Source organism: Methyloprofundus sedimenti, from assembly GCF_002072955.1.
GTDB classification, from domain to species: Bacteria; Pseudomonadota; Gammaproteobacteria; order Methylococcales; family Methylomonadaceae; genus Methyloprofundus; species Methyloprofundus sedimenti.
In genome coordinates, this window is record NZ_LPUF01000001.1 from 2,141,038 (window position 1) to 2,166,397 (window position 25,360).

Below are 25,360 nucleotides of genomic sequence, written 5' to 3' on the forward strand. Positions count from 1 at the left end.
TTTTTGAATAAATTATGTAATTAAAATTACTTGGCAGGTTCATTTAGATAAAGCCCCATTGGGGCTTACATGAGGTACTAACTCCCCTTTGAAGGAGTTACCTAAAACCACCCGCTACGCGTGTGATACTTGATTTGTTTTGCAACACCGAAGACGGACAAAAAGACAAGTTAGTCGCCTAAGTTATTTCGTGTACGTTCCTTAAGTTTCTTAGCCAGGGTTAACATGATTGATCAACCAAAATCAGGGTCGTGGGCATCAAGAAACATCATTGAATTGTCACTATAATCGATGGCAACATCAATAAGAGTTGGTGATTGAACTGCTTGAGCCTTCACTAAAGTTGTGACAATATCATTCGGGTCTCTGATCACATATCCTTTGGCTCCAAAGGATTCAGCAAATTTCGGTATATTGATAGCGCCAAAGTTAACACCGGAAGTTCGATTGTATTTCATTATCTGCTGCTCTTTGACCATGTTATAGCCGCCGTCTGTCCAGATAAAATGAGTGAACTGAATTTTTTCTCTCACGGAGGCCTCTAATTCCATTGCAGAAAAAAGAAAACCGCCATCGCCGGAGATACTGATCACCTTTTTCTTCGGCACGGCTAATTTAGTCGCGAGTGCCCATGGTAAGGCGACTCCAAGTGTTTGTTGGCCATTGCTGAAGAGTATCTGATGTGGGTAGTTAGAGATGAGGTATCGTGCTAACCACATATAAACGGAACCGATGTCGCAACAGATGACAGTATCCTGATCAATTACCTTGTTTAACTCGTGAATAAATCTTAAAGGGTGAATGGTATTGCCTTTGCCAATTTTATTTTTGCCGCTATTGATAACGACGTTTAACTCATTTTGCAGCTCAGGGTAAGATACATGATTAACGGTTGAGGTCTTTTCAGTCACTAAATTGATATTGTCATGAATATTACCAAGCAGCTCTAATGATGGCTGGTATTGATTATGAATGTTGGCGGCAATCGAATCGATATGGATAATATTCTTATCCTCATTTGCATTCCATACTTCAGGGTCATATTCTACTAAATTAAAACCGATGGTAATAATCAAGTCAGATTTGGCGATCAGTCGATCACCTGGCTGGTTTTTAAAGAGTCCTACCCGACCATAAAAACAGTTCATTAGATCTTTGGGGATAACCCCCGCGCCCTGATAAGTACAGACCACCGGAATCCGGTGTTTTCTGACTAAATGTTGAATGGCCGATACGTTTTCAGGAAGCGTTGCCTCTTCACCAAGTAGTAACATAGGTGAAGAGGCTCTGGATAATGCTTCGGAGGCCTTATCAATATTGACTAAAGTCGCATGGCCATAACAGATATTAGCCACAGCGCGAGAGGGTTTGGCATTGCTTTCCATCATGAGAACATCTTGCGGCAAACTGATGAAGCAGGCGCCTGATCGTGCAGCAGTTGCAATACGAAATGCATTGGCAAAGGCTTCAGGCACAGTTTCAGGGGTGGTGACTTCAATGCTTGATTTAGTGACAGGGGCTAAAAGCCTGGCATTATCGGTATTTTGATGGGTCTCTTTAAACTTCATACTAAGTGGGACATTACCCGCAATGGCAATGACCGGGTCGCCCTCAGTCGTTGCCGTTAGTAGTCCGGTTGTTAAATTAGCCGCACCAGGACCTGAAGTAACCAAAACGACACCTGGCTTGCCGGTTCTTCTACCATAAGCTGCCGCCATAAACGCAGCATTCTGCTCGTGGCGACAGACAATCAGTCTGATTTTAGAGTCAACCAGTGCGTCGAAAACAGTATCAATCTTGGCACCGGGAATGCCAAAAATAATTTCAACGCCCTGGTTCTCAAGGCACTTAACGACTAAATATGCTGTTTTTATCGACATATGCAGGATTTTTTTATATTAAATTGATAGGGATTTTATCGTACTTTTCTAAACAATGAAATTGATGAAAAGTCAGGATTGAGCGAATCACTAAAACAGAGGGCATTGTCCCTCCCGCTTCTCGCGTTTCCTTGTTGCGATAAATGAATGCCGGCAACTCGCTATCACTTCCATCCGGCAAGAGCTTGGCGTTCATTTGGTTTCCTTAATCGAGCAAGGTCGATAATCCCAGCGGGTGAAAGTCCTGCTCTGGGATAAGGCACAATCAAAGGGGGCGGGTGGCTGACGATTCTTTTTGGTAACTTATTTGCCAATAAATTCGCAATTCGGGACCTGAACATCCCTCTGCTTTCCGCTTTCCCACGCACAGAGCGTGGGAACGGATAAAATGCGGTGGCGTGTATTCGCTTGGTGCATAACATATACGAATAATTATTCAAAATCCATTACACTGCCCCTTTGATTAATACAACATATTGTTTATAAATAACTTTATTAACTTGATGGCAATGACCGTGACCGTGGGAACAAGGATAAAGTATACAAATTTAGAAATGAGGCTTAATCACCAAAAATGCGTGTAATCTCGATCTGAGCAACAGGATTCCTCCAGTCATACTTTGCTGCAGCAAGATCACCGATACCATGAATGCCTGGATGAATATGAACGAAGCCTTCACCACCGGCAGTGGATACTCCTTCTCCCGTGCAGACACTTGCCGGGCCGGGAATATGTACGCACGATTCGTCATTTAATTCACTTCCAGCATCATAAGCGACGGAAAAATAAGTATCAGTACCTTTAGCCGGCAACGTAGCACCGTTGAGGGCAAAAAAAGCATCGTTGGTCGGTATTAGCATGGCAAGTACAGAAACATTTGTCATACCATCGGCTGCTTCGAATTCAAGGATTACGCTTTCTCCTGGCAACAAGGGTGCGCCTGTATCATGAGCGCCGCTAATAAGGTCTGGCAGAGTGGCTAAAGCTTCTTTTGCCGGTTCAGTATTGCCGGATTCTGCAAGAATGGCGACCTGAGGAAAAGCTGGCTGACCGAGCGTAAATGCTTTTATCGCTGGACTATGGATAAAACCGAGAATGGGTGTAAACACTTGACCTTGAGTAATATTGGTGACTTTAACCTCATAATCATGGGCAGAGACATTATTGGCAGCGATAAGTGTGCTTATGCTAATTAAACTGGCAATACTGTTTTTACTAAGAAATCTTTTCATTGTAAGCTCCTAAGTTATAATAAATTGGATTATAGGCTGGTTAAATATACCCTCAGTTTATTGAAGTATATATTAGATTTAGTGCAGATAGTCCAGAAATCGTTGAGACGAATTCAGGTTGAACTTCCTTTGTTTAGTATTAGATGGGAAGCATAAGCAATACTATATTATTTGGGAGAAAGCACTTGAATTAAAAAAGATATTTTTTTAAACATTATGATAATTTTCTCTTGATAGAGAGTCAAGTAGATAAATGAGACGCTTATATATACCGAATAATAGCTTACTTACTTTTTTACTGAAGCTGAATTTTTAAAAAACGAAGTTCCAGTCAATGGTGGGCTTTCGTTAAATATTTAAACTAACAATGATAAAGCCTTCTTCTCAATCCCCGACAACTTTGTTACAAGCCTAACATCTACCTTATACTTTTGTATTGATTTAAGTGGCGTTGGCCAAAAATTCGCAATTAGTGACCTGGCCCTCTGCTTGCTGGTTTTAGCATGGATGGTAGGGCAGGACGAAAGAATCCTTGAAGAACAAATTGTCCGCATTTGGTCGCAGAAAAGCAACTAATCGTATGGCGCACCTTTTTGTTGAGTTGCGCCGGCGTTTGCGCTTTTGCGGTTTTAATTGTAAAGAAGCCATGTCGTTTCCTCTGAATCAACCTGGCTTTATTAAACGAACCTCAACTGAAATAATCCTGATCAACCTATCCCACTAGCAGCGCTAGCAGACTTTGATGTCACCTATTTAGAACCCGTCAGTCTCACATGGTTAGCACAAAAGCTTTAATTCATCTGACTTACTGCAAAGTTTATCAGTGTATTTTTATGTTCATTATCAAATGATAAAGCGCATCTATTGCAAGCAGTGTAGGATGCATAACATCCATTTATACATTACTTTGTAAATGGGTAAAGCAATGAAACGCAAAACTTATCAAATGAGGTTTTAAAATGAGTAATAAAAATGCTTATGTACAGAAAATGCAATCCAAATTGGATGAGTTGGATGCCCAGATCGACCTGTTACAGGCCAAAGCATCCGGTGCTAGCGCGGATGCCAAAATTGATTTTAATGAACAAATAGATAGCCTGAAAGAATACCAAAAGGAAGGCAAAGAGAAGCTGGCAGAATTGAATGACGCTAGCGAAGGCGCCTGGGAAGACATCCGCGATGGTATGGATTCAGCCTGGAATAAGGTAAGCACTGCATTCAATGGTGCTAAAAATCGCTTTAGCTGATAGTTGAAATTTGACATTAAAAAAATAAACGTCTACTTATCGCATGGATTAATCCAGGCTGCCAAAGCGAGAAGAAGGGTATTTTGCCGTGATAATTGCAGTTTAACCCTTCGTCTAACAAGGTTGTCAAAATTCGATGTGCGATGAGTAACTATGAACCACTTATCTATTAGACAGGGTTCTGATCCGTTAACCACTATAAAGAGGAAACACCTATGGAACTTCAAACAGGAGGATTGTTGGGCATCGTTATTTTAGTTCTGGATATTTTAGCGATTCTCAAAGTTATACAAAGCGGTATGCCAGTCCTGAATAAAGCGTTGTGGATAGCTATTATCTTAATATTACCCGTTATTGGTTTAATTTTATGGTATCTGATTGGCTCAAGATGATAACTCGAAATAACTGTTTTCATGCTTTAGACAGTTTTTAAGAGAAAATTCAAATTTCAAATGGAGAAAATAATAAAAAAATTAGTATTAATTCTGATTTGCAGTTTTGCGTCATTTTCAGGAGTATTAAATGCAGCAGAAACTATAAATGAAAAGATACAGGATCAATCCAATGATATACAGCGTGAAGCAACTCAAAAAATTCATCGTATCGAAGAAGCTGCCTGTATGAAAAGTGACCTAGAATGCTTGAAAGAAAAGGCGGCTAATCGTGCTGAAGAAACTAAACAGACAGTCGAAGATAAAGCAAGTGAATTAAAAAATGACGTTGACGACTAGAATGGCAAACCTGGCTTATATTTAATAAGTCTTGAAATACAATACGGACGCTTACCTAGGTCCGTTTCAATTTAATAATAGGGAAGTTATTTATGCATACCACGATTAATCAAGAGTATCTGAAATGTATTGACACCTGCCAACTTTGTGCTACCGAGTGTGAGTTATGCTTAACCGCGATGACGGGTATGCAAAGTTCTAACGATTGACCTGTAAACTGTTATATATGTCTGGAGTCCTGCTTGCAATGCATACGTGCATTGATCAGAGATCAGTCAGTTTTCTGAGAGCCATTGTCAAATATGTGCAGATTCTTGCAGGCAATGTGCTATAGAATGTCGTAATCTGATTCATTAGCTGAAAGCTGATGTGCCTAAACAAGGCCGTGATATAAGACCTTACTAGACCCACCTGATTTTTTTAGCAATAGAAGTATAGAAAAAAGAGGGTTTAGCGTAGCCACTTCAATACAAGCATATTATAGTTTAAGTCATTTTAGGACAGTTGAAATTTTCCATATATAAAATGTGAACAGGGACTGGATAAAGTACAGAATAAATTAAAAATCCACATTCTTAGGAATCGGGAACAAAACCATTGAGAAATAAAAAATGACATTTTGTCTGGGCATCAAAATAAAACAAGGCTTGGTTGCAATAGCAGATACGCAAATTGTGAAAGGCGCCGAACGTCTCAGCAAAGCCAAAATATCGCTGGTTGATCATAATTCACAGTCACTTTTTATTATGACATCCGGTTTACGCTCTGTTCGCGATAAAACGGTGATCTACACCGAGGAACAACTCAAAGATAGTGCCGAGTCATGTCAGCGTCTTTACCAGGTCGCTAACATTTTTGGCAGCCAATTGCGCCGGGTTAAAAACGAAGACGGTGCGGAATTGTCCCGTGGCAATCTGAGTTTCAATTTGCACGCGATTATTGGCGGCCAGCTATCCGACGATCCGGAACCCACCATGTTTTATATATACCCGGAGGGAAACTGGATTGAGGCAACGGTTGATGCGCCATATTTTGTCATCGGTCGTACACCATACTGCAAGCCGATTCTCGACCGCTTGTTACACGGCGATACGAACATACAAACGGCTGCAGGTTTAGGCTTTTTAGCTTTTGATGCAACCCGCACTAGTGTTACTGACGTTGATTATCCACTGGATATGATCGTGTATGAAGCCACCCAACAGCATTTACGTCAACATCGGTATAGCGCGGAATCACTGAAGGGCCTGGGTCAATGGTGGCAACAGCGTCTCAGCACATCAGTGCAGGAAATGCCCCAGGATTGGCTTGACCCGCTGTTTCAGAATTATCCAACTCTAAAATTACCAAAGGATGAAACTTCATCATGAGTCTCATAGAAGTCAAAAGCGAACTGATTTATAACGTAACAGCGCCGACAAGTTTCCTGTTCAATATTGCGCCGGTACAAAACGAATATCAGTTTATTCGCCAGGAAGTCATCACTCTCAATCCGGCATTTCCCTATGCCTTTAAAGAAATCGGAACCTTAGGAAACCGTATTATTCGCTTTTCAGGCAATCCGGGCCAATTACAGGTGTCCTATCAAGCAACGGTGGAATTAAGTCAGGATCGCGATAATCCGCCACAGATCGAAGAAAACAATTACAGTGATTTACCTGATGAAGTTCTACCTTATCTGAATCCCAGCCGTTATTGTGAGTCAGATAAACTTGGACGGTTTGCCATGCAGGAATTTGGACAATTGGCGCCTGGTTTTTTGCGCGTCAGAGCTATTTGCAACTGGGTCCATCAGTCTCTGGAGTACGTTCCAGGGACGACCGATGCTCGTACCGGTGCCTGTGACGTGCTGCTGCAAAAAACCGGTGTTTGCCGTGATTATGCTCATCTGGCAATCGCCCTGTGCCGTGCCTTGTGTATCCCGGCACGATATGTGTCCGGCTATTCGGTAGGTTTGGAACCGCCTGATTTTCACGGCTTTTTCGAAGCTTTTTTAGGCAGCCGCTGGTATTTGTTTGATGCCACTCGCATGGCGCCAACAAATGGAATGGTGCGTATTGGGACAGGTCGGGATGCAGCCGATACGTCGTTTGCAACCCTCATTGGTGCAGCTACCCTGGAACAAATGATGGTTTCGGCGCAGGAATTAACTGATGATATTTCGCTACAGTCAAACGGTGCAGACGAGGCAATTTCTACAGTCTAAATGTCGTCAACAACTGATGGCTAATATACGTTAGTAAGCAAAATCAACATTTCACAATTACAATCAAAGGGGGCAGTATTATTGATTTACTCCCCCTTTGATTCTACTTAGATGACTGCTCTATACCTGCAAAAATATGTTCCAATCGAGACTAAGGCTCACCCGTAGTTTTTTTCATTTTTATTATTAACTATAGGGTCTCAGGAGCATCAATTATTTTTTCATACCTGACATTAGCATTTCCCTGGCATGAGTCAAGGTAGAGTCTGTTATATTAACTCCGCCTAACATGCGTGCTGTTTCTTGTATCCTTTGTTCGGTTGATAAAGTTTTAACTTGTGATGTGGTCATGGCTGCATCACTGGTTTTGAACACAAATAAATGTTGATGTGCCTGTGCTGCAACCTGGGGTAAATGGGTCACACATAAAACCTGCGCATTCTTGCCTAAAGTACGTAGTTTCTGGCCGACAATTTCTGCGATGCCTCCACCAATTCCTGAGTCAACTTCATCAAAAATCATCGTTGGTGCATCTTTGTCATGACTGGTGGTAACCTGTATGGCTAAACTAATCCTGGATAATTCGCCACCTGAAGCAACTTTAGCTAATGGACGTAGTGGCAGGCCAGGGTTAGCACTGACTAAAAATTCAATTTTATCGCTACCATTAATTTTAGGCAGATTAATGTCTTGTGCAATCACGCTAATACTGAATTCTCCCTGAGGCATACCCAGTTCCTGAATCATTGCAGATATAAGGACAGAGAGTTTTTTGCCTGCTTCAGTACGTTTTAGGTTTAAAGCTTTGGCAAAAGAAAAGTAATCCTGTTTATTCTGCTCCACGAGTTTCTCTAGTTCATCTATGCGCTCAGTGCTATTACTTAAATTATTCAATTCAAGCCGGATTTTTTCTGCAATATCCGGCAAGTCTTCATGGGCTACATGGTGCTTACGCGATAAGGAGTGGATAATACCGATCTGATTTTCCAGTTCTTGCAGGCGCTGCGGATTTATCTCTTGAGCTTCAAGAAAATGGCGCAATTGTGACGAAGCTTCCTGAATTTGAATTTGTGCTTCAATTAATAACTTATTAGGCTCTTCAAACTCACCTGCTAAAGAACTCAAATCAGATAGGGCGCTAATACTTTGTCCAACCATCTGGTTAGCAGATTGATGTTCATTTTCAGAGAGCAAATCAAGTTGTAATTGTCCTATTTGTAATATTTGCTCCAGGTTTGCCAGTCTGGAATGTTCTGCTGAAAGTGCTATATAGTCATATTGAATCAGGTCTAGCTGTTCAAGTTCGTTTAGCTGATAGAGGTATAAATCTTCCTGATTACTGAGTTCGGTTGAGGATTTAATCAACGCCTCTAACTCAAAATGATTGCTACGCCATTGTAAATAGGCCTGGTTGGTTTTGGCGAGTAAATCTGTATTTTGCGCATAATCATCAAGAAATTTACGTTGCTCCTCATTATCCAGCAGAGTCAGGTGCGCATGTTGACCGTGGATTTCAACCAGTTGTGAACTGAGCAGCTTTAATGCCTGTAAGGTAGTTGGACGGCCGTTAATATAGGCCTTTGAGCGACCATCCTGACGGATAGTACGACGAATCAAACATTGCCCATCGGCATCAAATTCATTTTCTTCCAGCCAGGCCTGAGCGGCAGGCGCATCAGATAAATCAAAGCTTAAATTGATTTCAGCACGTTCACAGTCAGGACGCACATAACTCGCATCTGCACGATCACCTAAGGCCAGGCCCAAGGCAGTGAGCAAGATAGACTTTCCTGCGCCTGTCTCCCCGGTGAGTACCGATAAGCCTTTTTCCAGATTTAAATCCAGAGACTTGACGATGGCAAGGTCAATAATATTAAGATTTTGTAGCATGATTAGAAATGGTAGCCACTGCTCCAGTTAAGTTTATCGCGTAAGGTATGGAAAAAATCGTGATTCTCCGGGTGCAGAATAGTAATTGGGTTAGGGTCTTTTTTGATTAAAATTGTATCACTTATTAATACATCAGGAAGTGCAATATGATCGCATGTGACCTGGGCATTAATTTCATTAGTTTTGATAAAGTTGATTTTAATTTCAGAGTTACCATCAATCACAATAGGGCGATTAGATAACGTGTGTGGATTAAGCGGGACTAACAGCAAGGCGTTCAATGCAGGATGAATAATTGGCCCGCCTGCTGATAAAGCATAGGCGGTTGAACCCGTGGGGGTGGATACAATTAAGCCATCCGAGCGCTGAGTATTAAGAAATACGCCATCAATGGTTGTTTGTAATTCAATCATGCTGGGGGTTACCCAGCGGTGTATAACCACTTCGTTGACTGCAGTTTCTTGATGAATTATTTGATCATTGCGTATTATTTTTGTGCGTAGTAAAAAACGCTGTTCCTGACGGTGCTTACCTTGCAGAATATCATCCAGTTTTGTGAGTAATTCATCAGGTGAAATATCCACTAAAAAACCAAGTCTGCCCAGATTAACCCCAATTAATGGAATATGACAACCCGCAGCGGCTCGAGCAGCCGTTAAAAAGGTCCCATCACCCCCCACTGCAATAAGAATGTCACAGTGCTGAGCAAGAGATGACAAAGGGTAAATGGAGCCTGAAAAATCAGGAATTAGCTTGGCACTGATGGGGTCAATAGCTACTTGATAGCGTGGCTTAAGAAATAGATAAAGTGCTTTTAGGGTGTCGGCTATTTCAGGATCGCTGGACTTTCCTAAAATGCCAATCGTTTTAAAGTCTGTAGGCATAAGTATTTTAAGCATCAGATAGGTGAGCAAGTATAGCCTATAATAGCCTTATATATTCCTTAGGTCGTAAATGGTTTGGTTAAGATGATAAAAAAAATACTGTTACCCATTATTTTCATGATTCTAGCGTATGCTTTATGGATAAGTGCTGATTTTAATCAAATTGCAGCGGGTGTGGCTATTTTTCTTTTTGGTATGCTGTCTTTAGAGCAGGGTTTTCAAACTTTTACGGGCGGGACTTTAGAGAAAATATTACGTGTCAGTACCGATAAACTATGGAAAAGTCTTGGTTTTGGGGTGATTTCAACGACATTGATGCAATCGAGTTCTTTGGTAACGGTTATTACGATTTCATTTTTGAGTGTTGGAATACTTGATTTAACGGCTGGCATAGGCATTATTTTTGGCGCCAATTTAGGGACAACGACCGGTGCATGGCTGATTGCCGGATTTGGTTTAAAAGTTAATATAGCTGCCTACGCTATGCCTATGCTGGTGTTTGGTATTTTACTGGTTTTTCAAAAGAATAAAGCATTAAACGGGCTGGGAGCTATCGTAGCGGGCATGGGGTTCCTGTTTTTAGGTATATTTTTTATGAAAGAAGGTTTTGAGACTTTTCGGGAAACCCTTAATTTAGCTGAATATGCTTTGACAGGTGTAAAGGGATTGTTAATTTTTACTCTGATTGGTATTGCGGCAACAGTGGTTATGCAGTCCAGCCATGCGACCATGGTCTTAATTATTACCGCTTTATCAGTACAGCAAATTAGCTATGAAAATGCTCTGGCATTGGCGATAGGCTCAAATATAGGCACGACGGTTACTGCGATTATTGGGGCAATGAGCGCTAATATTGAAGGCAAGCGTTTAGCCGGGGCGCATTTTATATTTAACTTAACGACCGGGATTATTGCCCTGCTATTTATAAACCAGTTTATTGATGCAGTTGACTGGATAGCCAAAGTGATACATATTTCAGCCAGTGATCACACACTTAAACTTGCCATTTTTCATACTTTGTTCAATCTGATCGGTGTAGGCATTATGTTACCCTTTATCAATCAAATGGTGTCTTTGTTAGAAAAAGTATTTAAGGGGGAAAGCATTAAAATGGATCAACCTAAATACTTGAATGAATCAGTAATGGCATTCTCGGATACCTTGGTATCAGCCTTACGTCAGGAAACGGTGCGTCTGTATCAACATGCCAGCCATATTATTTTAAAAACGATAGGCTTGTCTGCAAGTAATGTGTTTTCACAGCAGGATTTACAGCAACAGGTAGATGCAAGTAAAAAAATAACGCCTTATGATGTAGATGCAGCCTATGAGCGTAGTGTAAAAGGAATCTATAGTTCAATTATTGCCTATATCAGTCAAGCGAGTTTTACCTGGGAAATGCAACAGTCGGGTAGTTTATATTGGTTACGTGAAGCCAACAGGCATATAGTCGAGGCGATTAAAGATACTAAGCATTTGCAGAAAAACTTGTTAAAGATGCGCTTTTCTGCGAATCATTTTGTGAAGGACGAGTACCAGAAAATTCGTTTTCAAATTGCAGATTTATTGCGTGAATTAGAGTTATTTCGTATTCAGCTAGACGCGGAAGGAAGTGATATAGGCTTGTTATCCTTTGATGTTTATAAAGTAAAAATTAAAGAACAGGACCAACAAATGAATGCAAGAATCGATGGTTTAATCAGAGAACATAAAATTTCGCCAGAAGCAGGAACGTCACTTATTAATGATAGTGCTTATATGTATGGGATAAAAAAGCATCTAGTCGATATGGCAGAAACAGTCTTTGTGGTACAAAAAGCAAATACCTCGCAAGCTCAGCGCGAATTAGTGCTTGATGATAATGAGCTAGTGAAAGTGTTGCAGTCTGAAAATTAATTTTTAAGAGAGTGGATTAACATGGGCAAAAAAAAATTATTACATAAACTGCAGGATTTTTTTAATGCAGACCAGCGTGAGAAAGAAAAACGGTTCGAGGATATAAAAAAAATTCTGAAGCAGTTAAAAGACAAAGAAAGAAAAATAGCACAAAAACTTGCTGATTGTGATGACGCAGAAAAAGCAGCAGAATTACAGCAGGAGTTAGATATTATTTATGCACAAAGAAGCAAAGGCGTTAAAATTATTAAGGACATGAATAATAAACCCTAATTATTAGGCTCTTTTAACAGCAGGCGGTTAACCGACAATTGAGACAACTCAGGCATATGACAAACAAAGCATATTCATGATCACTGAGATATTTCAACAAGCATTGCCTATTAGCAGTAGCAAGTATAATCAGACCGTTGTTGATTTTGTGGATTGCTTGAAGCCAAATATGGCAACTGAAACGCTTTTAAACCAAAGGCTATTATATGTCCCTTGCTTTTTTAAAAGGGATCAAGTAAAACCAGCCGCAAGCATAAATGACCTTTGACCAATTTTATATGTATATAAATAAAGCGTATTTAATGACCAGGAAAAAAGTAAAAAATGCAGAGTTAAGCCTCGCAAAGCGTAACTTGAAAGCGATACATACTATGCAAATTGGCGAAAGTGCAGTGCAACCTTCAGGATTACTCAACATCTGGAACTACAGGGCAACGCATAAACAACTCGCTCCCAGCATAAAAGCAGTCAAAAGCATTAAAAAACATCGGGAAGTGTTTAACTCGGTTATTCAGCTAGCAAAAAGAAAAACCAGAGGATGTCACGTAAAACACTTCAAAATAATCACTTATTTACTGACTGGAAAACTGGATTTTTCTACAGTAAAGACGCATTACTTACTCTCTTGAAAATCAAAAAAAGCGCTGTTTTAGTACTAAATTCCGGCAGTTCATCCATAAAATATGCTTTGTTTGATATGCAGACACAAACTGCACAGATACAAGGGTTGATTGACCGAATTGGTGATCAGGGAAGTGCGCATCAGTATCGTACTAAATCAGGTAGCACACAAACCTTTCCTGTCTTGATTGAAAATCATCAACAAGGCCTAAAAGCAATTTTTCAGGTCTTATCAGAACTCTCTTTGCTGACAACTATTTCAGACTTGCTCTGCATAGGTCACCGGGTAGTCCACGGAGGTGAAAAGTTCTGTCAGCCTGCTTTAATAGATGCAGCGGTTTTAGCAGAAATAAAAAAAACGATCCCGCTTGCTCCTTTGCATAACCCTGCCAATACCATCGGAATCGAGGAAGCAATGGATTATGCAAAGGGCGTGCCACAGGTTGCTGTATTTGATACTGCTTTTCATCAAACCATGCCTGATTATGCGTTTCGCTATGCAGTGCCTACACAATGGTATGCAGAGCAAGGCGTGCGCCGTTATGGCTTTCATGGTACATCACATTTTTATGTTGCAAAACAGGCTGCACAGTACCTCAATAAACCTTTAGAAACGTTGAACCTGATTACCTTGCATTTAGGTAATGGTGCCAGTATGGCGGCCATTGCTGCGGGTGAAAGTATCGATACCACGATGGGCATGACGCCTTTAGAAGGTTTGATGATGGGTACGCGCAGTGGCGATTTAGACCCTGCTATAGTATTTTATTTAAGTCGTACGCTTGGGCTTGCCAATAATGAAATTGATAATGCCTTAAATAAACAGAGCGGCTTAAAAGGTATTTGCGGTGAAAATGATATGCGTGCTGTGCATAAAATGGCGGACGAAGGCGATCAACAAGCGCAGTTGGCATTGGCGATGTATAGTTATCGCATTAAAAAATATATCGGTGCATATACCGCAGTTTTAGGTCGAGTTGATGCTCTGGTCTTTACCGGCGGTATTGGTGAACATGATGCCTGGCTACGAGAACAGTGTTGTTCCGAGTTAAGCGTGCTGGGAATTGAGCTTGATGCTATAAAAAACCAGCAGTCACAGGGTGACTTAAGAGAAATAAATCAGGCTGGATCATTAGCTAAAGTATTGGTTATAGCCACTAATGAAGAGCTGGAGATTGCGCAACAGGCGGAGCAGTGTGTGGTAGGTTAAAGTAATTTATTGCTGGATATAATTTTAGGGTGATTTTCCCTATTTTCAATATTATCAAGAAGAATTACCCTGATAATCAAAAATAAAAGAAAATTTGCCTGAATTAACGGGTAATTTCAGGTTGTGAGGGCAAAATTGATTGATAATAATATAGTTAAGTTCAATATAAATGAAAATATTTCCAACTAAACAAGAAAAAATTATCACTATCGCAATAGTATCTTTTTTATTAGGCATATCTATTGGATTATTAACAGCTTTAGAGAGTACGGAGCGAAAAGACTTAATCCCTTCAGTTGCAGCTCTATTTGCAGCATTTTTTGGTGCATCTACAGCGTTTTTTCTAGAGTCTCGATCAAGGAAAAAAGAAAAACGAGAGGCTCAACTTGATGCTGCAAATCAACTCTTATACGTTCTTTTTGAACGGCTAAACATTATAAAATTATTCCAAATTGACTTTATTAGCCCTGTTAGAGATCAGTCAGACAGAATGATAACTATGCAGCCAGTGGCTAATTTTCATACGCCAGAGTCCGAATTAAAGGTGGAAAAGGTTTCATTTTTATTCCAAACTTCTCATAAAGAATTAATGTTCGAATTACATGTTGTAAATGAGCAATTTCAAGAAGCTGTAAATTCAATAATATATCGCTCACACATGCACTTAAATGTATTTCAGCCTTTATTAGAAATGTAGTGGTCAAGTAAATTCGTACATAACGATCGGTTTTTTAAGCGGCTTCTTTCTCCGCTTGGATTGGGGTTAAATAATTGTTATAACTATGTACACGGAAACTATTATAATACTTGATGTATTGCATAATATCTTTCTCTGCCTGTTCATAAGATGAATAAAAAGTCTTAGGCATCCATTCAGATTTAAAGCTTCTAAAACAACGCTCCATAGGTGCATTATCCCAACAGTTACCACGCCGACTCATGCTTTGCTTGATCTCATATTCCGACAATTGCTGCTGGAATACCTTACTGGTGTAATGGCACCCCTGATCAGAATGAAACATCAAGTTCTTGGGCTCTCCTCTAGCCGCATAAGCTAATTTTAACGCTCGTGTAGTTAAATACTGAGTCAGGACTAGTTGAGCAAGCCCACCCCACGATACGGCGCGCATTTAAATCAATCACCAATGCTAAATATATCCAGCCTGTACCCGACCAAATATAGGTGACATCACCACACCAAACTTGATTAGCCAGTTCGGTAGAAAATTCACGGTTTAAGTGGTTATCCGCTATGTTTGATGGCTTTTCAGCCACCTTGTAACGATGTGCGCCTGGCTGTTTACTTGTCAGCTCCGCTTCTTGCATTAAACTCCGTGTTTTGAAGCGTCCAACAGATTCACCTTGCTGTTTTAATTGAGCAGAAAGGGTACGACTCCCCGCTGAACTGCGGCTCGCTTCATGTAACGCAATAACCTTGGATTTTAACCTGTCTCGCTCAGGATCTACCTTGTTTGCATGCTTACGGTGGTAGTTGTAACTACTACGACTCATCTCAAATGTTTGCAATAATTCGCATTGTTTGTATTGCTCTCTTAACTCATCAATTAGCATTAAAATTGATACACGTCCGATATTAAGAGAGCTGAAGCCTTTTTTAAAATTTCTTTTTCCCTTGTTAATTTCTTTATTTGGGCTTCCAGGTCTTGAATCTTTTGCTGATCAGAAGTAATCGCTCGGCTTCCTTTTGGCGTAACACCATGACGCTCTTCTTTTAATTGAGTGACCCAACGGCGCATTGCTGTAGTACCAACGCCCATAGCTTCGCAAGCATCATTTATGGAATATGCCTGATCTAATACCAGACTGGCCGCTTCATGTTTAAATTCTGTTGTATAACTTTTTCGTTTACTCATTGGTCTGCATCTTTGATTAAGGGGTTATTATAAACTCCTATCGTTTAGTACAGGATTATTAGACCACTACAATTCAGAGAGCATGCCCGGTAAACTTTCAACTATTAAGGAAAAGTTGTTGGTCGAAGGAATATTAACAGATGAGGGTGCGTACCTTGTCGCATCGGAAGATATTCTTTTTAACTCTTCTAGCTACGCAGCTGCAATAGTGGCAGGAACTTCTCGTAGTGGTCCTCAAAGTTGGAAAACGGCAAAAGGGAAAACTATAAAGAAGGTCGAGGATGATGAGCTTAGCAATGCATAACGAACAAGGTTAGATTGTGATCGCGAAGAGAGCCACAAAATGATGTTTAACAGAAGCGTAGGGGGCTACTATAGAATTACGGCATTAGGGTCAGCCAGCTTGATTTTGAGTGGGAAGCAAACATCATGCTCTCACAATCTTGTTATAACTAAAAAATCAACCAAACTAGTTGGTTATTTTGTGTTAGCTTTCAAAAGAAGTGCTTAATAAATAAAGAGTGTCTTTACTAAAGTCTTGTTCGTGGGGCCATTCAATTGAACCAAAGGCGACCTTTACTTGTTTAAAATAATTAATATCTTTTAATTCGTTGAATATGCCTTTGTCCAGAAAAGGACGGGCATCAAATAGCCTTACTTCCTTGTTTTCAAACGCTAACTTTAATACGTATTCTTGTTTTACTTCAACTCCAACAACATAAGGGTTCATTTAAGCTTCCTATTTTAATGGGTCAATTTTAAAAATTGGCTCACCGTTCATTGCGAGCTCCCAGTCAGTCACAAGTTCATCTCTGTGAATTTCATTCAGGCATCCACAAGTTTCTGTTTGGCTTTTGGTAATTTACCTTCAATGATTGTCCCGCTAGGTATCTCAATAATAGCGTTATAATCTTGATAATACGCATGAATATGGGGTAGGCTGTGCTGTTGATTGTCGAAAAAGTACATGCGTATAATAATTCCGTAAAACATTGAAATTGTAGGCATACGAATTCCTAAAGTTGTGTAGGTTAGAGTTGGGGATGCTGTTCTAACCCAACTTTTTCGCACATGCGTTGGGTTACGAAAAGATGTAACCCAACCTACCTATTGGCTTAAATTTCTGACGCTAATTGTTCTGCATAACCGGTGTAAGTACGTGGGGATAATTCACGTAACACTTGCTTAGCTTCTTCAGGGATTTCCAGGTTTTCGATAAAGGCTTGCATGTCCGCATTAGTAATACGTTGTCCGCGGGTTAATTCCTTTAATTTTTCATAAGGTTTTTCGATGCCGTAACGGCGCATCACTGTTTGTACGGGTTCGGCCAGGACTTCCAGGTTGGCGGCTAAATCAGCTTCAATAATCTCTGCATTAATTTCTAATTTAGAAATACCTTTTAAGGTCGCTTGAATCGCAATACTGGTATGTGCAATACCAACGCCAATATTACGCAAGACGGTTGAATCCGTTAAATCACGCTGCCAGCGTGAAACCGGTAATTTTTCGGCTAAATGATGAAACAGGGCGTTGGCTAAACCAATATTCCCTTCTGAATTTTCAAAATCAATCGGGTTAACTTTATGTGGCATAGTCGATGAGCCAATTTCGCCAGCAATGGTTTTTTGCTTAAAGAATCCCTGAGAAATATACCCCCAGATATCACGATCAAAGTCTAATAAGATCGTATTGAAACGCGATAATGCATGGAAATATTCTGCAATATAGTCATGTGGCTCAATTTGAATAGTATAAGCATTCCAGAATAAGCCTAACGACTGGACAAAGTTTTTGGAAAATTCTTGCCAGTTTACTTCCGGGTAAGCTATGGCATGGGCATTGTAATTCCCTACCGCGCCATTGATTTTGCCTAAAATTTCAACGGCTTCAAACTGGTCTTTTTGACGCAACATACGCGCGACTACATTGGCAAATTCTTTACCTGCGGTTGTCGGGCTGGCTGATTGCCCATGCGTACGTGATAGCATCGGCTGAGCTGCATTATCATGGGCCAGGTTTCTTAGTGCTTCAATACAATCGGTGATTTGCGGAAGAATCGCAACGCGGCCTTCTTTAAGCATTAATGCATAAGAAAGGTTGTTAATATCTTCTGAAGTACAGGCAAAATGAATAAATTCACTCACTGCATTTAATTCAGCATTATGCGCAATTTTTTCTTTTAAAAAATATTCTACCGCCTTAACATCGTGATTAGTCGTACTTTCAATATCCTTAACGCGCTGTGCATCTGCTGCTGAAAAGTCCGTCACCAGTGCATCTAGTAGTTGATTGGCTCCAGCGCTAAAGGCAGGAACTTCGGTAATTTGATTATGTTGTGCCAAAGCCTGTAACCAACGAACTTCGACTTGAACACGAAAACGAATTAATCCATATTCACTGAAGATAGGTCGTAAAGCTTCGACTTTATTTGCATAGCGTCCGTCGATTGGAGAAATAGCGGTAAGAGAGAAATTCGTCATGATTTTATATAAGCAAGTTGTAAGCTGGAATGATGCCGGTATTTTAACAAAAGATAGATGATACGGGTGCATAAAAACGCCTGAGTCGTTTTAAGCGCTGCTAAGGTTTGTTGCAAACAGCTTGTATTTTTTGGCAATTCCATTTGCCGCACAGTATGCTTTTATTAGTTTAGGTTATTCTTTTTGACCGTCATCGTTAGCGTCAGACCAGTCATGACGTATTATTTTGAAATTTTTTCGCCAGCCTTCAACGTCGCCATAGTCAACAAACTTTAGCGTGCGTTCGTGCGTGTCCAGACGTCGTTGTGCATGTTTTATCGGGCACCAGTATTGTTCTGTACGAGCAATAACTTCGCGTGTGTAGGCAATCAGGCCGTTGCCATAACCACAATAGACACAATTCAATGATTCGATAGCATTCAGATAAGGCAGGCGGTGCCGGTCAATAACGATATGCTTGGATCGATTCACCAGTGGGATACCATAGATACGAAAGCAGGTATGTTGAAAAAAGCTAATCGATATATCCAGAATAACCAGAGGTACTATTAAACTGTAGATAATGGGTGATGATAAGATATGAGCCATAGGCGCTTTACGCAAATAACTCCATAAACCAGTTCGTTGCTGGCGTAGCAAACGGCGTACATTTCGCTCAAAAACCACTTTGCCACGTCGTAGATTGTAATGAAATAGTTCACGCCTGTCTTTTAATAGGCGCTCGATTTCAGCTTCCAGTTCCTGTTGGGTTACCCGCAGGCGTTCAATAATTTCATCTAACTTCGTTTTAACCATAGCATGTTCCATTAATGTAATTGACTGGCATAAGAACCAATAGGTAACAACTCTGGTCTGGTTCCTGGTAGGCTGGCTGAAAATAAAGCAAGTGAACTTTCGAATGGTGAAACTCAACAGTGAACCTGGTTAACATTCGATAGGGCTTTATTTCGCCTACGGTTCAGTGTCAATAGAAAACTTGCTTGTAAATTAGAAGCTTAACAATAATTTTCTTTATGACGTTGATTTGCAATAGTCTGGCAACTTTACAAATTCGACCATAGTTATATGACGGCCATTAAACCATAAACAAAGCTGTCAGGGTATTTTTACCTTGCAAACATGATTATTAAATACAAAAAAAACGTATTTCTGGAAATGAGAAATGACACATTATCTCATTCCACCATTAGAAAAAATACTTCAATCCTGTTCAGGCTTGATTGCTTTCCTGTTCAGGCTTGATTGCTTTCAATTTAAGGATAAGGCAAAGTAAACATCAATAACTTTGACTGATCATTCCATATTAAATTATTATAAGAATGTTTGGGAGTGAGGTGAGTATAGATTTCAGTCATTAGAGCGTAAACTTTATGTTTACTTGTAAAGTTGCGGTGTATAAAAAACAATAATAAGACCACCAAGACCCAGGATTGAGATTATTATTCAACTCACTACCCTTTTATAAAGTAAAACGCCCCCCCTGCGGTATATTTTGCATAAAGCCCTGGTGGTTTTTGGGTTATACAATTTAAGAATAAATCTCGTTCCCATGCTCCGCGTATGTCCATGTATTCCAGCGCAGTGCGTTGAAATAAATTAGGTGAGGTTTTAGTACTATGATAGACCGTAACCTTTTTTGATTATTCATTCTAGTGGAGTTTATGAAAATGATATATGCCGCACCTAATAAGACTGATAGTAAAGTTGATTTTAAATCACGTTATGGAAACTATATCGGGGGAGACTGGGTTCCCCCGGTTAAAGGCCAATATTTTGACAATAAAAGCCCCGTTAATGGTCAGGTTTTTTGTGAGATTCCCTCTTCAACTGCAGAAGATATCGAGCTGGCACTAGATGCTGCGCATAAAGCAAAAGATGCCTGGGGAAAAGCATCAGTAACCACACGGACAAATATCTTATTGAAGATTGCTGATTGTATTGAAGCCAATCTGGAAAAACTGGCCGTTGCAGAAACCTGGGATAATGGTAAAGCGGTAAGAGAAACTCTGGGGGCGGATATCCCTTTATGTGCTGATCATTTTCGCTATTTTGCCGGTTGTATGCGGGCGCAGGAAGGGTCTATCGGAGAAATTGATGAGAACACCGTAGCCTATCATTTTCACGAACCACTTGGTGTCGTTGGGCAAATTATCCCCTGGAACTTTCCTTTATTAATGGCTTGCTGGAAATTAGCGCCTGCTTTAGTTGCTGGAAATTGTGTGGTGATGAAACCGGCAGAGCAAACGCCTGTTTCTATTTTGATACTGATGGAATTGATTGGCGATCTATTGCCTGCGGGTGTACTGAATATTGTGAACGGTTTTGGTAGCGAGGCAGGTCAGGCTCTGGCTAGCAGTAAACGTATTGCCAAAATTGCGTTTACTGGATCCACACCTGTGGGTTCGCATATTCTGAAATGTGCTGCTGAAAATATTATTCCTTCTACCGTTGAATTGGGCGGTAAATCGCCGAATATTTTCTTTGCTGATGTCCTGGATCAGGAAGATGAATATGTCAGTAAGTGCATTGAAGGTGCTATCCTGGCTTTTTTCAATCAAGGAGAAGTGTGTACGTGTCCATCGCGGCTTTTAGTTCAGGAATCTATTTATGATGCCTTTATCGAAAAAGTAATTGCACGTGCAGAAAAAATCAAACGGGGTAACCCTCTTGATACTGAAACCATGGTCGGTGCTCAGGCATCAAAAGCGCAGTACGATAAAATCCTGAATTATGTTGAGATAGGTAAGCAGGAGGGCGCTAAACTTTTGATGGGAGGCAATATTGAAGCACTTGGAGGTGAACTGGATGAAGGTTACTATATTCAACCGACCGTGATGCAGGGACATAATAAAATGCGTATTTTTCAGGAAGAAATTTTCGGCCCCTTTGTATCTGTTACAACTTTTAAAGATGAAGCAGAAGCTCTGGCTATTGCCAACGATACAGAATTCGGTTTAGGTGCAGGGCTGTGGACGCGTGATATGAATCGCGCCTATCGGATGGGACGTGGTATTCAGGCAGGGCGTGTGTGGGTCAATTGTTATCATCATTATCCTGCTCACGCTGCTTTTGGCGGTTATAAAAAGTCAGGTATTGGTAGGGAAACACATAAAATGATGCTCAATCATTATCAGCAAACCAAGAATATGTTGGTTAGTTATGATATAAACCCATTAGGTTTTTTCTAGAAACTCTCAGTCAGGGCGGTGCTATAGCCCGCTTTCTGAGGCATGCAAGGCAGGCTAAAGTATCGCCCTATTTGTGTTTTGTCTGGAAATTCTTATTATCTAATCTTAAGCCACTTTAATTACTTGTGAACCCTATGTCCAGTCATCACACCTACGAACACAAAACCTACCCGGTTAAAGCTGAAATTGCACAAAACGCTCATATAAACAACGAGCAATATTTAGCTTTATATCAGCAATCTATCGAACACCCGGAAACCTTTTGGGCAGAACAGGCGGAGACTATTTTAGACTGGCAAAAGCCCTGGGAAAAGGTCATGGATTATGATTATACTCAAGGTAAAATTAGCTGGTTTGAGGGCGGGAAACTCAATGTGAGTGTGAATTGTCTGGATAGACATTTAGCTACCCGAGGTGAACAGATGGCATTGCTTTGGGAGGGCGATGATCCTGCCCAAGATAAAAAAATGACCTACCGAGAGTTGTATCAAGAGGTGTGTCAGTTTGCTAATGTTTTAAAAGCGCAAGGTGTTAAAAAAGGTGATCGGGTATGTATTTATTTACCAATGATTATTGAAGCCGCTGCGATCATATTAGCCTGTACACGTATTGGAGCAGTGCATTCGATTGTGTTTGGCGGTTTTTCAGCTGAAGCCTTAAAAGACCGGATTAATGATTCTGATTGTAAGCTGGTCGTTTGTGCGGATGAAGGTTATCGAGGCGGTAAAATCATCCCTATTAAAGCAACAGTTGACAAGGCCATCGCATCCTGTCCCTGCGTGCAAAGCGTGATAGTGATTAAAAATACGGCAAATCCAGTCGCATGGAATGCTGAGCGCGATGTCTGGTATCAGCAGGCGATGGCAGAGGCAGCAATAACATGTGAACCCGAATGGATGGATGCTGAAGAGCCCTTGTTTATACTTTATACCTCTGGCTCTACAGGCAAGCCCAAAGGTTTATTGCACACCACAGGCGGTTATTTGCTGTATGCGGCTATGACACATAAATATATCTTTGATTATCAGGATGGCGAGATTTATTGGTGTACGGCTGATATAGGCTGGATTACAGGTCATACCTATATGATTTATGGCCCCTTATGTAATGGCGCGACTACTTTACTCTTTGAAGGTGTGCCGACTTATCCCGATGCCAGCCGTTTTTGGCAAGTGGTCGATAAGCATAAAGTAAATATTATGTATACTGCGCCTACGGCACTGAGAGCATTAATGGCACAAGGTGACCAATACTTAGAAAATACAGATCGTAGTAGTTTACGTGTATTAGGTTCCGTCGGTGAGCCGATCAATCCTGAAGCATGGGAATGGTATTATCAACAGGTGGGCAAAGAAAATTGTCCGATAGTCGACACCTGGTGGCAAACCGAAACGGGGGGTATTTTAATTACGCCTTTGCCAGGAGCAACAGAATTAAAACCCAGTTCAGCAACGCGTCCTTTTTTTGGCGTTAAGCCTGCAATTTTGAGTAATGAAGGGCAGGTGATAGACGATGGTTCTGAAGGTGTTTTAGTACTAGAACGTCCGTGGCCAGGACAGGCGCGCAGTATTTATGGTGATCATCAGCGTTTTATTGATACTTATTTTAAAAGTTATCCCGGTTATTATTTTACCGGTGACGGTGCACGATGTGATGAGCGCGGCTATTACTGGATTACTGGCCGTGTTGATGATGTCATTAATGTTTCCGGGCATCGCATGGGTACCGCAGAAGTAGAATCTGCACTTGATGAACATCCTTTAATCGCTGAGTCTGCCGTTGTTGGTTATCCACATGATATTAAAGGGCAGGGAATTTATGCTTTTGTGACTTTGCATATAGGTATAGAAGGCAATGACGCATTAAGAAAAGAACTGGTGGATTTAGTCCGTGCTGATATTGGGCCAATTGCTAGTCCTGATTTAATTCAATGGGCACAGCAACTCCCTAAAACTCGTTCGGGGAAAATTATGCGCCGTATTTTGCGTAAGGTAGCGGCTAATGAGATTGACAGTCTGGGTGATACCTCAACTTTGGCTGATCCTGAAGTGGTGGAAGACATTATTAAAAACAGACTAAATAAATAAGTCGGGCAGTACTAAATTAATAGTGTTTCTTAACTATACTGAAGTTTCTCAGGAATTTATCAAGTTACTCTGCGTGTAATATCGTCGCTACGAGTGAATTGACCGGGGTAGTTGAAGTGTTTAATGAAAAAAACTCAGCCAAAATCAGTTACCAGTCCTGCTTGCGCAAAAATACCTCGAAGATATGCGATAGCAAACGTGGGTGAACATTTCACTTTATGTCTGCGTTCGGGGCTGGTCTTTAATCGATTTGCATAAATCAAAGTCAGGGTCGATGCTATTGTTTTTGAATAAACAAAGCGCATGCAAAACAAACGTTTCCAGCCATCATGCCTGCTTAACAGCTAAACTTTAAGCAATAGTACATCAGCCTCAAGAATAGGTAACACCTCTTGAGCCGTGTTACCAATAAATATCCGTTCTAAACTGTTGCGCGAAACTGCCCCCATAATGACTAGATCAATATCCAGTGTTTGGCATAATTCTTCAATTTCCTCTGCCGGATCACCTGCAATAAGGTGAACATTATGACTGTCGATATCATATTCATCTATAATTTCGTGGGAATTTTCTCTATATATTTTTTCAAGACATTTTTGTATTTCATGGTCAGCCAAAATTACGGGCGAGTAGCAGTGGATGATATGTAATTTCGCTTGGCATAGGTTAGCAATTTCTGCCGCAGTGGCCAGTATTTTATGATCAAGCGCCGATTGTTTGTCATTTTCGTGTGTCGGATCAATGGCGGCCAGGATATTTAAAGGCATACGCCAGTTTTTTTCTTTCGCTATATACGTTGGAATAGGGCAGTTTCGAAGTAATTGCCAGACAATATTTGGAATGCCTATTTTTGCGGAACTTTGCGCTACCATCCAGGTATTTTCTTGCTGTTTTACCAGATTTATAGCCGCTTCGAAAAAAGGCTTTTCGGTGATCATTTTATAGCTGGCTTGTACATGATATTTTGTTACAAACAGTGCCTGTAGAGCGTCTAATTGATCCTGGATTTGTTGCTTTTCTGCTGCATGCAATTCTGCAAGCTTCGTATTTGATAAACGTAAGCCTTTAAATATTCTGGGTGTATCTGTAGCATTTAACATCGTAACAGGTATTGAGAAAACATGCGCCAAGGTGTGAACTTTACGCCAATATAAGGCCTTTACAGATCGTTCTGCCGGGTGCTCTATCGCCCAATATAAGTGTTTAGGTAAATTACTCATTATAAATGACTCGGAAAAGGGTGATTAATTTACCCTAGATATAAGATTTGCTAAATGCAACTGTATCCCAAGCTGAACTTAAATTCCAGTTTAAAGAATACCAATGCGAAACTTTTTAGAGTTGATTATTTAGGCTTAAAGATTTGTGACAAAAAGCCTCTGGTAATAGTTTCTATGCTTTATAATGATGTTTTGAGTGAAATAACTAGTTACTAACTTAGACGCATTTTTTAATTGTAAGGAGGGGCTTGAACCCGCCTTTACTACCGTTATCGGGTGTTGGTGAGCTGAAACCACCCCCTGTGAAAATTAAATAATCTTCTTAAGTTATTATACAACACACAAAAATTAACTTGATATATTAGCGTATTAACATAAGAATTAAGCTTAAGGATTTATTAGAATCCTGAGGTCACAAATCAGGTCATTCTGATGTTTTA

Annotated in this window: 23 protein-coding genes and 1 pseudogene; 13 read left to right on the top strand and 11 right to left on the bottom strand. The window is 40.5% G+C overall.

The window, feature by feature from the left end:
* Positions 1-233: 233 nt before the first annotated feature.
* The 3 genes from alsS to AU255_RS09495 all read right to left on the bottom strand — a co-directional run bounded on the left by alsS (position 234) and on the right by AU255_RS09495 (position 3,113).
* A complete protein-coding gene (gene alsS / locus AU255_RS09485) occupies positions 234-1,880 on the bottom strand; it encodes an acetolactate synthase AlsS (RefSeq protein WP_080522647.1) in 1,647 nt (548 codons plus the stop codon).
* 13 nt (positions 1,881-1,893) lie between these two features.
* Complete coding sequence (locus tag AU255_RS09490; RefSeq protein WP_080522648.1) at positions 1,894-2,076, bottom strand: hypothetical protein; 183 nt, start codon at positions 2,074-2,076, stop codon at positions 1,894-1,896.
* Between the two features lie 365 nt (positions 2,077-2,441).
* Positions 2,442-3,113, bottom strand: a complete 672-nt coding sequence (locus tag AU255_RS09495; protein ID WP_080522649.1) for a spondin domain-containing protein — start codon at positions 3,111-3,113, stop codon at positions 2,442-2,444.
* 959 nt (positions 3,114-4,072) lie between these two features.
* Between AU255_RS09495 and AU255_RS09500 the strand changes: the two genes are divergently transcribed.
* From AU255_RS09500 to AU255_RS09520, 5 genes are all read left to right on the top strand, one after another.
* Positions 4,073-4,360, top strand: coding sequence for a sll1863 family stress response protein (locus tag AU255_RS09500; protein ID WP_080522650.1), 288 nt, complete (start codon positions 4,073-4,075; stop codon positions 4,358-4,360).
* Between the two features lie 215 nt (positions 4,361-4,575).
* Positions 4,576-4,752: a PLDc N-terminal domain-containing protein gene (locus AU255_RS09505; RefSeq protein ID WP_080522651.1), complete on the top strand. Its 177-nt coding sequence runs from the start codon at positions 4,576-4,578 to the stop codon at positions 4,750-4,752.
* Between the two features lie 60 nt (positions 4,753-4,812).
* Positions 4,813-5,091 (top strand): hypothetical protein, encoded by a 279-nt coding sequence (locus tag AU255_RS09510; protein ID WP_080522652.1) that lies wholly within the window; start codon positions 4,813-4,815, stop codon positions 5,089-5,091.
* A gap of 611 nt (positions 5,092-5,702) precedes the next feature.
* A complete protein-coding gene (locus AU255_RS09515) occupies positions 5,703-6,461 on the top strand; it encodes an Ntn hydrolase family protein (protein ID WP_080522653.1) in 759 nt (252 codons plus the stop codon).
* Entirely contained in the window at positions 6,458-7,297 is an 840-nt protein-coding gene (locus AU255_RS09520) for a transglutaminase-like domain-containing protein (protein WP_080522654.1), read from the top strand. Before AU255_RS09515 ends, AU255_RS09520 begins: the two co-directional genes overlap by 4 nt.
* Before the next feature lie 213 nt (positions 7,298-7,510).
* Here AU255_RS09520 and recN read toward each other — a convergent pair whose 3' ends face one another.
* Both recN and AU255_RS09530 read right to left on the bottom strand, forming a co-directional pair.
* Entirely contained in the window at positions 7,511-9,187 is a 1,677-nt protein-coding gene (recN, locus tag AU255_RS09525; RefSeq protein ID WP_080522655.1) for a DNA repair protein RecN, read from the bottom strand.
* Positions 9,188-9,189: 2 nt separating this feature from the next.
* Positions 9,190-10,071 carry an NAD(+) kinase gene (locus AU255_RS09530; RefSeq protein ID WP_080522656.1) on the bottom strand — a complete coding sequence of 294 codons (882 nt, stop codon included), beginning with the start codon at positions 10,069-10,071 and terminating at the stop codon, positions 9,190-9,192.
* Between the two features lie 84 nt (positions 10,072-10,155).
* Here AU255_RS09530 and AU255_RS09535 point away from each other — a divergent pair, with 84 nt between their 5' ends.
* From AU255_RS09535 to AU255_RS09555, 5 genes are all read left to right on the top strand, one after another.
* The gene (locus AU255_RS09535) at positions 10,156-11,967 is read left to right on the top strand and encodes a Na/Pi cotransporter family protein (protein ID WP_080522657.1); all 1,812 of its coding nucleotides are present in this window, start codon (positions 10,156-10,158) and stop codon (positions 11,965-11,967) included.
* Between the two features lie 21 nt (positions 11,968-11,988).
* Positions 11,989-12,240: a hypothetical protein gene (locus AU255_RS09540; protein WP_080522658.1), complete on the top strand. Its 252-nt coding sequence runs from the start codon at positions 11,989-11,991 to the stop codon at positions 12,238-12,240.
* Between the two features lie 278 nt (positions 12,241-12,518).
* Positions 12,519-12,869 carry a hypothetical protein gene (locus AU255_RS19780; RefSeq protein ID WP_143735896.1) on the top strand — a complete coding sequence of 117 codons (351 nt, stop codon included), beginning with the start codon at positions 12,519-12,521 and terminating at the stop codon, positions 12,867-12,869.
* Positions 12,866-14,071, top strand: a complete 1,206-nt coding sequence (locus AU255_RS09550) for an acetate/propionate family kinase (RefSeq protein WP_233144600.1) — start codon at positions 12,866-12,868, stop codon at positions 14,069-14,071. Before AU255_RS19780 ends, AU255_RS09550 begins: the two co-directional genes overlap by 4 nt.
* Before the next feature lie 169 nt (positions 14,072-14,240).
* Positions 14,241-14,768 carry a hypothetical protein gene (locus AU255_RS09555; RefSeq protein ID WP_080522661.1) on the top strand — a complete coding sequence of 176 codons (528 nt, stop codon included), beginning with the start codon at positions 14,241-14,243 and terminating at the stop codon, positions 14,766-14,768.
* Between the two features lie 34 nt (positions 14,769-14,802).
* Here the strand turns inward: AU255_RS09555 and AU255_RS09560 are convergent.
* A pseudogene (locus tag AU255_RS09560) lies at positions 14,803-15,945 on the bottom strand (IS3 family transposase).
* An 82-nt stretch (positions 15,946-16,027) separates the two neighbouring features.
* Here AU255_RS09560 and AU255_RS09565 point away from each other — a divergent pair.
* Positions 16,028-16,249: a DUF4357 domain-containing protein gene (locus AU255_RS09565; protein ID WP_080522662.1), complete on the top strand. Its 222-nt coding sequence runs from the start codon at positions 16,028-16,030 to the stop codon at positions 16,247-16,249.
* A gap of 183 nt (positions 16,250-16,432) precedes the next feature.
* Here the strand turns inward: AU255_RS09565 and AU255_RS09570 are convergent, their stop codons facing one another.
* The 4 genes from AU255_RS09570 to AU255_RS09585 all read right to left on the bottom strand — a co-directional run bounded on the left by AU255_RS09570 (position 16,433) and on the right by AU255_RS09585 (position 19,220).
* On the bottom strand, positions 16,433-16,675 hold the full coding sequence (locus tag AU255_RS09570; RefSeq protein ID WP_080522663.1) for a DUF2442 domain-containing protein: 243 nt from the start codon (positions 16,673-16,675) through the stop codon (positions 16,433-16,435).
* A gap of 95 nt (positions 16,676-16,770) precedes the next feature.
* On the bottom strand, positions 16,771-16,953 hold the full coding sequence (locus tag AU255_RS09575) for a DUF4160 domain-containing protein (RefSeq protein WP_233144601.1): 183 nt from the start codon (positions 16,951-16,953) through the stop codon (positions 16,771-16,773).
* A gap of 107 nt (positions 16,954-17,060) precedes the next feature.
* A complete protein-coding gene (gene purB / locus AU255_RS09580) occupies positions 17,061-18,425 on the bottom strand; it encodes an adenylosuccinate lyase (protein WP_080523323.1) in 1,365 nt (454 codons plus the stop codon).
* A gap of 174 nt (positions 18,426-18,599) precedes the next feature.
* Entirely contained in the window at positions 18,600-19,220 is a 621-nt protein-coding gene (locus AU255_RS09585) for a hypothetical protein (protein ID WP_080522664.1), read from the bottom strand.
* An 866-nt stretch (positions 19,221-20,086) separates the two neighbouring features.
* Between AU255_RS09585 and exaC the strand changes: the two genes are divergently transcribed.
* Both exaC and acs read left to right on the top strand, forming a co-directional pair.
* Entirely contained in the window at positions 20,087-21,613 is a 1,527-nt protein-coding gene (exaC, locus tag AU255_RS09590) for an acetaldehyde dehydrogenase ExaC (RefSeq protein WP_269844782.1), read from the top strand.
* Positions 21,614-21,747: 134 nt separating this feature from the next.
* The gene (acs, locus tag AU255_RS09595) at positions 21,748-23,700 is read left to right on the top strand and encodes an acetate--CoA ligase (RefSeq protein WP_080522665.1); all 1,953 of its coding nucleotides are present in this window, start codon (positions 21,748-21,750) and stop codon (positions 23,698-23,700) included.
* Between the two features lie 344 nt (positions 23,701-24,044).
* On the opposite strand, the gene AU255_RS09600 is transcribed toward acs, so the two are convergent.
* Positions 24,045-24,920: a universal stress protein gene (locus AU255_RS09600; RefSeq protein ID WP_080522666.1), complete on the bottom strand. Its 876-nt coding sequence runs from the start codon at positions 24,918-24,920 to the stop codon at positions 24,045-24,047.
* Between the last annotated feature and the right edge of the window lie 440 nt (positions 24,921-25,360).